Source organism: Corynebacterium sp. HMSC072A02, from assembly GCF_001810085.1.
GTDB classification, from domain to species: Bacteria; Actinomycetota; Actinomycetes; order Mycobacteriales; family Mycobacteriaceae; genus Corynebacterium; species Corynebacterium hesseae.
In genome coordinates, this window is record NZ_KV799854.1 from 23,568 (window position 1) to 30,217 (window position 6,650).

11 protein-coding genes are annotated in these 6,650 nt (G+C 63.2%); 6 read left to right on the top strand and 5 right to left on the bottom strand.

From position 1 onward, the window contains the following. Window positions 1-13 precede the first annotated feature (13 nt). Genes rplB through rpsJ form a run of 5 tightly spaced genes read right to left on the bottom strand, consistent with a single transcriptional unit; the run spans window position 14 to window position 2,844 of the window. The gene (gene rplB / locus HMPREF2698_RS08180; protein WP_070563577.1) at window positions 14-850 is read right to left on the bottom strand and encodes a 50S ribosomal protein L2; all 837 of its coding nucleotides are present in this window, start codon (window positions 848-850) and stop codon (window positions 14-16) included. A 35-nt stretch (window positions 851-885) separates the two neighbouring features. After that, a complete protein-coding gene (gene rplW / locus HMPREF2698_RS08185) occupies window positions 886-1,188 on the bottom strand; it encodes a 50S ribosomal protein L23 (protein WP_070563580.1) in 303 nt (100 codons plus the stop codon). Continuing rightward, window positions 1,188-1,850 (bottom strand): 50S ribosomal protein L4, encoded by a 663-nt coding sequence (rplD, locus tag HMPREF2698_RS08190; RefSeq protein ID WP_010189650.1) that lies wholly within the window; start codon window positions 1,848-1,850, stop codon window positions 1,188-1,190. Before rplD ends, rplW begins: the two co-directional genes overlap by 1 nt. Further along, a complete protein-coding gene (rplC, locus tag HMPREF2698_RS08195) occupies window positions 1,847-2,503 on the bottom strand; it encodes a 50S ribosomal protein L3 (RefSeq protein ID WP_070521756.1) in 657 nt (218 codons plus the stop codon). Before rplC ends, rplD begins: the two co-directional genes overlap by 4 nt. 35 nt (window positions 2,504-2,538) lie before the next feature. After that, the gene (gene rpsJ / locus HMPREF2698_RS08200; protein WP_003848085.1) at window positions 2,539-2,844 is read right to left on the bottom strand and encodes a 30S ribosomal protein S10; all 306 of its coding nucleotides are present in this window, start codon (window positions 2,842-2,844) and stop codon (window positions 2,539-2,541) included. A gap of 637 nt (window positions 2,845-3,481) precedes the next feature. Here rpsJ and HMPREF2698_RS08205 point away from each other — a divergent pair. Genes HMPREF2698_RS08205 through HMPREF2698_RS08230 form a run of 6 tightly spaced genes read left to right on the top strand, consistent with a single transcriptional unit; the run spans window position 3,482 to window position 6,535 of the window. Further along, window positions 3,482-3,979 (top strand): Asp23/Gls24 family envelope stress response protein, encoded by a 498-nt coding sequence (locus HMPREF2698_RS08205; protein ID WP_070521759.1) that lies wholly within the window; start codon window positions 3,482-3,484, stop codon window positions 3,977-3,979. Window positions 3,980-4,031: 52 nt separating this feature from the next. Beyond that, entirely contained in the window at window positions 4,032-4,286 is a 255-nt protein-coding gene (locus tag HMPREF2698_RS08210; RefSeq protein ID WP_246819455.1) for a hypothetical protein, read from the top strand. A gap of 31 nt (window positions 4,287-4,317) precedes the next feature. Continuing rightward, entirely contained in the window at window positions 4,318-4,512 is a 195-nt protein-coding gene (locus tag HMPREF2698_RS08215; protein ID WP_010189668.1) for a hypothetical protein, read from the top strand. Next, complete coding sequence (locus tag HMPREF2698_RS08220) at window positions 4,512-5,414, top strand: Asp23/Gls24 family envelope stress response protein (RefSeq protein ID WP_070563586.1); 903 nt, start codon at window positions 4,512-4,514, stop codon at window positions 5,412-5,414. The genes HMPREF2698_RS08215 and HMPREF2698_RS08220 overlap by 1 nt, the downstream gene beginning before the upstream one ends. Continuing rightward, window positions 5,407-5,982, top strand: a complete 576-nt coding sequence (locus HMPREF2698_RS08225) for a DUF6286 domain-containing protein (RefSeq protein ID WP_070563588.1) — start codon at window positions 5,407-5,409, stop codon at window positions 5,980-5,982. The genes HMPREF2698_RS08220 and HMPREF2698_RS08225 overlap by 8 nt, the downstream gene beginning before the upstream one ends. Further along, window positions 5,975-6,535: a hypothetical protein gene (locus tag HMPREF2698_RS08230; RefSeq protein WP_070521772.1), complete on the top strand. Its 561-nt coding sequence runs from the start codon at window positions 5,975-5,977 to the stop codon at window positions 6,533-6,535. The genes HMPREF2698_RS08225 and HMPREF2698_RS08230 overlap by 8 nt, the downstream gene beginning before the upstream one ends. Window positions 6,536-6,650 lie beyond the last annotated feature (115 nt).

Genomic DNA, 6,650 nt, shown 5'->3' on the forward strand with positions numbered 1-6,650 from the left:
TGTTTACCTCCTCTTAGCGCTTCTTGTTCGGGCGACGACGGCGCACGATCATGTTGTTCGAGTAACGGTTCGGGTTGCGGGTGCGGCCTTCCTTGTGGCCCCACGGCGACACCGGGTGGCGACCACCCGAGGTCTTACCCTCACCACCACCGTGCGGGTGGTCGACCGGGTTCATAACGACACCGCGGACGGTCGGGCGGACGCCCTTCCAGCGCATACGGCCGGCCTTGCCCCAGCGGATGTTCATCTGGTCAGCGTTGCCAACCTCACCGACGGTGGCGCGGCAACGGATGTCGACGCGACGGATCTCAGAGGACGGCATACGCAGGATGGCGTACTTGCCCTCCTTACCCAGCAGCTGGATGGAAGCACCAGCGGAGCGAGCCAGCTTAGCGCCAGCGCCCGGCTTGAGCTCCACAGCGTGGATGGTGGTACCGGTCGGGATGTTGCGCAGCGGCAGGTTGTTGCCAACCTTGATATCTGCGTTCGCACCAGCCTCAACGATGGCACCCTGCTTCAGGCCCTTCGGGGCGATGATGTAACGCTTCTCGCCGTCTGCGTAGTGCAGGAGGGCGATGTTAGCGGTACGGTTCGGGTCGTACTCGATGTGAGCGACCTTTGCAGGGATGCCGTCCTTGTCGGTACGACGGAAGTCGATGAGACGGTAACGGCGCTTGTGGCCACCGCCGATGTGGCGGGTGGTGATGCGGCCGTAGTTGTTACGACCACCAGTCTTGCTCAGCGGGCGCAGCAGGGACTTCTCCGGGGTCGAGCGAGTGATTTCCTCGAACTCGGACACGGAGGATGCGCGGCGACCCGGAGTTGTCGGCTTGTACTTACGAATAGCCATAATTCTTCCTTTTCCTTTCGGCTCTTCGGTGGGGCTTAAGCGCCTGCGCCGAGGACGTCGATGGAGTCGCTGCCTTCACGGAGCGTCACGTAGGCGCGCTTGGTGGACTTACGCTGACCGAAACCGGTGCGGGTGCGCTTGCGCTTACCTGCACGGTTCACGGTGTTCACGGAAGCAACCTGCACGCCGAAGATCTGCTCGACGGCATCTTTAATCTGGGTCTTGTTGGAGTCCGTGGAGACGTAGAACGTGTACACGTTCTGCTCCATGAGGCCGTAGGACTTCTCGGACACAACCGGTGCGATGATGACGTCGCGCGGGTTAGCGAGCTTAGCCATTACTTCTCCTCCTTAGCTTCCTCGGCAGCGCCGGTAGCGCGCTCGACGAAGGTGTGCAGAGCCTCAACGGAGAACACAACGTCGTCCGAGTAGAGGACGTCGTAGGTGTTCAGCTGGCCGGCGTCCAGGATCTGGACGTTCGGCAGGTTGTTGGCGCTGCGGCGAGCATTGATGTCCTCTCGGCCGATGACCAGAAGAACGTTCTTGCGGTCGGTGAGGCGCTCGATGAAGGCCTTGGCCTGCTTGGTGGACGGGGTCTGGCCCGGGACGAGCTCCTCAATGACGTGGATGCGCTCGTTACGTGCACGGTCAGACAGTGCGCCGTAGAGAGCAGCCTTGATCATGCGCTTCGGGGTGCGCTGGGAGTAGTCACGCGGGACCGGGCCATGCACGGTGCCGCCGCCGGTGTAGTGCGGAGCACGGATGGAACCCTGGCGGGCGCGGCCGGTGCCCTTCTGGCGGAACGGCTTGCGACCACCACCGCGGACCTCGCCGCGGGTCTTGGTCTTGTGGGTACCCTGACGAGCGGCAGCGAGCTGTGCGTTGACAACCTGGTGCATCAGAGCAATGGATGCCTCGGTGTCAAAGAGCTCGGCCGGCAACTCAACGGTGCCGTTGGTCTTACCGTCAGCGGTCTGGACGTCTAGCTTGAGGTTGCTCATGCGTGTGCACCGCCCTTCACTGCGGTCTTAACGGTGACGAGGCCACCGCGCGCACCCGGGATAGCACCCTTGATGAGCAGCAGGTTGGACTCGGCATCAATCTTCTGAATCTTCAGGTTCTGGGTGGTCACGCGGTCCTGGCCCATGCGGCCAGCCATGCGCTTACCCTTGAAGACGCGGCCCGGGAACGAAGCGCCACCGATGCCACCAACGCGGCGGTGAGCAGCCTGGTTACCGTGGGCAGCGCCCTGGCCTGCGAAGCCGTGGCGCTTCATGGCGCCAGCGTAGCCGTGACCCTTGGTGGTGCCGGTGACGTCAACGAAGGTCACGCCCTCGAAGATGTCCACCTTGACCTCCTGACCGACCTCGTATGCGGAGGTATCGTCCATGCGGATCTCAGCGACGTAGCGGCGCGGGGTCACGCCAGCCTTCTTGAAGTGACCAGCGGCCGGCTTGTTGGCCTTGCGCGGGTCCTTCTCGCCGAAGGCAATCTGGATGGCGTTGTAGCCATCGGTTTCCTTGGTACGGATCTGGGTAACCACGCACGGGCCAGCCTCGACGACGGTCACCGGCACAACGCGGTTCTCCTCGTCGAAGACCTGGGTCATGCCGAGCTTGGTGCCCAGAATTCCCTTGATCTCGTTTTCACTCATTGTTTGTTCTCCACCAAATACGTTGTGTCGATCGCTTACTGAATATTCACGTCGACGCTTGCCGGAAGGTCGATGCGCATCAGGGCGTCAACGGTCTTCGGGGTCGGGTCGAGAATGTCGATGAGGCGCTTGTGAGTGCGCATCTCGAAGTGCTCGCGAGAGTCCTTGTACTTGTGCGGAGAACGAATAACGGCGTATACGTTCTTCTCGGTTGGGAGCGGCACCGGGCCGACAACACGAGCACCCGTACGGGTAACGGTCTCGACGATCTTCTTAGCAGAAGCGTCGATGGCCTCGTGGTCGTAGGCCTTCAGCCGAATGCGGATTTTTTGTCCCGCCACGCTTATCCTCTTCCTCGCTTCCCCACTTTCACATACCCGGCCTATCCGGGGCGTGAAGCGGTGGGAAATTGCTTCTCGATTTCTCTATAACGTTGTCCGGGCTGGAAGCCATGGCTCAACGCCAGTTGTCTGACTGTCATGACGACCACGAGAGTGACTTAAGGCAAAGCCCAGAGTGCAGTGCTCGTGACGGGGTACAAGACCCGTAGTCAAAGTAAATAGGAAGAAGACTGGGGCGTTAGATCTCAACGATCCGCAACCAAAGTCTTATTCATATACTGCCGCTGTTTATTTGCCATGCCCCTTCTCCGGTCCATCTTCTCGGGGTGCCTCTGCTCAAGCGCGGACCTAGCCCGATCGGATGACCTTCGCGTGCAGCTCTGGAATGAACTCCACAACAAAGGTGTCATGTTCGCCTTACCAGCAACAACGCCCTACAAGCTTGCGCCTGCGGCTACGTTGCTGTGTTAAAGCAACCCCTGTATTTAAGCACGTAACCTCGCGTTTTCCAAACTCCTGCCGAAACAGTGGGTAACATCACGTTTTGGGCAAGGATTGCCTCCCCGCCGCCCCACGTTATGCGTTCGGCGATAAGCTCGTGACGTAGGTACCAACTACACAATGAAAAGGATTGAGCATGGCTGAGAACACCACCCCCAAGGACGTTGCCGAGCAGAACACTCAGGCTGGCGACGCCACCCCGGCACCCGCACCGGAGCGCAACAAGAACCTGGAGACCGACTTCGGCACCACCCGCATCGATGACGTCGTCGTGTCCAAGATCGCCGGAATCGCCGCCCGCGAGGTCTCCGGTGTCGCTGCCCTCGGTGGCGGCGGCGCCCGCATGATGGGTTCTATCCGCGAATCCTTCGGTGCTTCCGAGGACGTGCGCCAGGGCGTCACCGTCGAGGTGAATAACGGCACCGCTTCCATTGATATCGCCATCATCGCTGAGTACGGCGTGGCCATCCACGAGCTCGCCGAGGCCATCCGCCGCAACATCATGAATGCGGTCGAGCGCATGACCGGCCTGAGCGTGGACCGCGTTGACGTCGTCGTCCACGACGTCAAGCTGCCGAAGGAAGAGCAGGATTCCACCGAGTCAGCCCCAGCGGTTACCCAGGGCCAGGCATAACGTGGCCCCTGCCGAGCTGACCCCCTCCATCGCGCAGTCCATAGTGGCGGCGGTGACGGATCTGAGGGGCGTCGCCAAGCTCTCGCCCGGCCGGTTCGGGGAGGTCGCGCTCCTGTTTCCCGGTGAGCGCATACACGGCATCCGCCGCCCCACCCCGCAGGATGACACGCACCTGGAGCTGCACGTCGTCGTTGATGTCAGCGCCGGCGTTCCGCTCGCCGAGCTTGGTGCCGTCACCCGCACCACCGTCCGCAACACCTGGCCCGCGGCGCGCCGCGTGGACGTTGTCTTCGACGACGCGGTGTAGAGGAACCGACACACAGAACTAAAGGAAAACCATGAAGAACTACACCTCCCTCGGCGTGATCGCCGGCTTGGTTCTGGCCTTTTTTATCTACCTCGGCGTGTGGTACGTCGCGCTGGCGGTGCTGCTCGCCGCGGTCGGCGGCGTCATCGGCGCGCATTTCGACGGCCGCATTGACCTCACCGCGGTGTGGAAGGGCGTGGTCGGCCAGGATAGAGGCCGAGGCTAGTGAGCACCGATTCCACCGGGGTCGCCCTCGCCGGGCGGACCCGCTTTTCCCTGCGCGCGATGGAAAAGGTCATTAGCTCCGCCATTGCGAGCGTGCCGGGAACCGCGGCTGTCGACGCTAAGTTAGCCGGCCTCGCCGGCCGCGCCTTTCCGCGCGTGATGGCGCAGATGGACCCGGATACACAGATGGTGGCGGTCGACGTCGACATCGCTGTGTACTGGCCCTCCCCCGTCACCGCAGTGGCGAAGGCCGTCCGCACGGCGATTCGGGAAGCCGTCCGCGATTTCACGGGCTTTCGTACCACCCGCGTCAACGTGACGGTCGCCGGCGCGGTCGCGGGCGAGCGCACGACCGCACTGGCGGTCGACACCCGCGCGCCGCTAACCCCGCAGATTCCCGCGATCGTTCCGGAACGTGCCTTGAAGCCGGTAGAGGTCTCACCGCACGCAAAGGTTCGCCAGGTTGCGGTTCCTTCACCGGTGTCGGTGCGTGCGGTGGCGGTGCCGGAGGCGGTGAAGGTGAGGGGCGTCGGCAAGCAGGCGGACGTTGAGGTGCGCACGGAAGGCTTCGGCCCTGGCGAGCACCGCTACGACGAGCTACGCCCCGTTCGCACAGCCCCGCCGCAGCCGCTGCGCGCTGTCGCCACACCCGCACCCGTGGACGTCCGTTCCGTACCGGCTCCGCGGGGATTCGCACTGCGCCGCATTGAGGCGCCCCGCCCCGTCCAGCCGCGGCGGGGTCAGGTCCCGCAGGCTGCGCCCCTGCGCACCCCGCACGCCGAGCCGCTCCAGCTACGCCCCATTGAGATTCGGCCTTCCGCCGAGTTCACACGCCGGGTCGACATTCCACGGCCGACGCCGCTGCGTGCCATCACTATCCGCGAAGGAGTCCATCATGAGTGAGAGCGCCCTTCCCGTTGGCTTTGGCCAGCGCCCGAAAGCATCCCCGCCGGCGCGCGGGTGGACCATCATCGTTGGCATCCTGCTGCTCGCCGCGGCCGTCGTCGCGGGGCGCGAAGCCTGGGTCGTGGGTGCCAAGGAGGGCGGTGTCTCGTGGCTACAGCCATTCATCGACGTGATGTCCACGCCGACTGTCGCCACCTGGATGCTGGTCGCCGGGGGCGTCGCCATCGTCGTCGGGTTGATTCTGCTGTGGGCGGCCTGCGCGCCGCGGAAGGCAATGCACGTGCAAATTGGGTCTGAGGACGCGTCGATGTGGCTGCGCGCGGTGGATATTGCCCGCGTGGCGTCGGCGACGGCACGGCGGGTCCCGGGAACTGTGGCGGCGCGGAGTCGGGCGAAGATTTCACAAGGCCGCTCTCAGATCACGGTGACCGCGACGGGCGATACTGACGACGCCCAGCTCAAGGCCCGCGTCACTGAAGCCGTAACGGCGGCACTCGGAGCGATTACTCCGCCCCCGGACATCACCGTGGTGATTGAAAATGATGAGGAGGTTGCCAATGTCTAAGACGCTCGCGGGTATAGACCGCACGATTCTCGCTGTCTTGGGGCTCCTGCTCATTGCGTTGGGCGCGTGGCCGATTCTTATACACTTCGAGGTCCCCTTCGCCACATATTTGGCGTCCTGGGTGGACCACGATACGTGGGCTGGCCTACCGGAACAGTCCTGGTGGCCGTATGCGCTGTGCTTGGCGACGATCATCTGCAGCCTCGCCGGCCTGTGGCTCGTCATTAGCAACCTGCGGCACCATCGGTTTAACGCGGTGCCCTCGGATGCCTCCGATGAGGAAGGCGCGATTAAAACGGAGATGTCTGCGATTGCGGGTGCGGTGGCGGATACCCTCGCGGCGGTAGAGGGCGTTGAGAAGGTTTCGCGGCTCGTGGCCTATGACCGCTCGCGGCCGACGCTGCAGTATGAAGTGTTGGCGGATCCTGATACGCCCTTGCTGCGTATCAAGGACGCCATTGAGGTTAATGACAGTGACTTCCGCGCGGCGTTCCCTGGGATGGATGTGGATACGCGGTACAAGGTCCACTTCACGAAGGTCCAGTCCGCCTAAGCGCAGCGCGCGTTGAGCCTTCAAGCCCCTCACGTTGAGGGGCTTTTTGCGTACCAGCCCGATTAACCAGGAATTTTGTCCCTCCGGTTGCGGGGCCCACGGTGCTGTTTTAGTC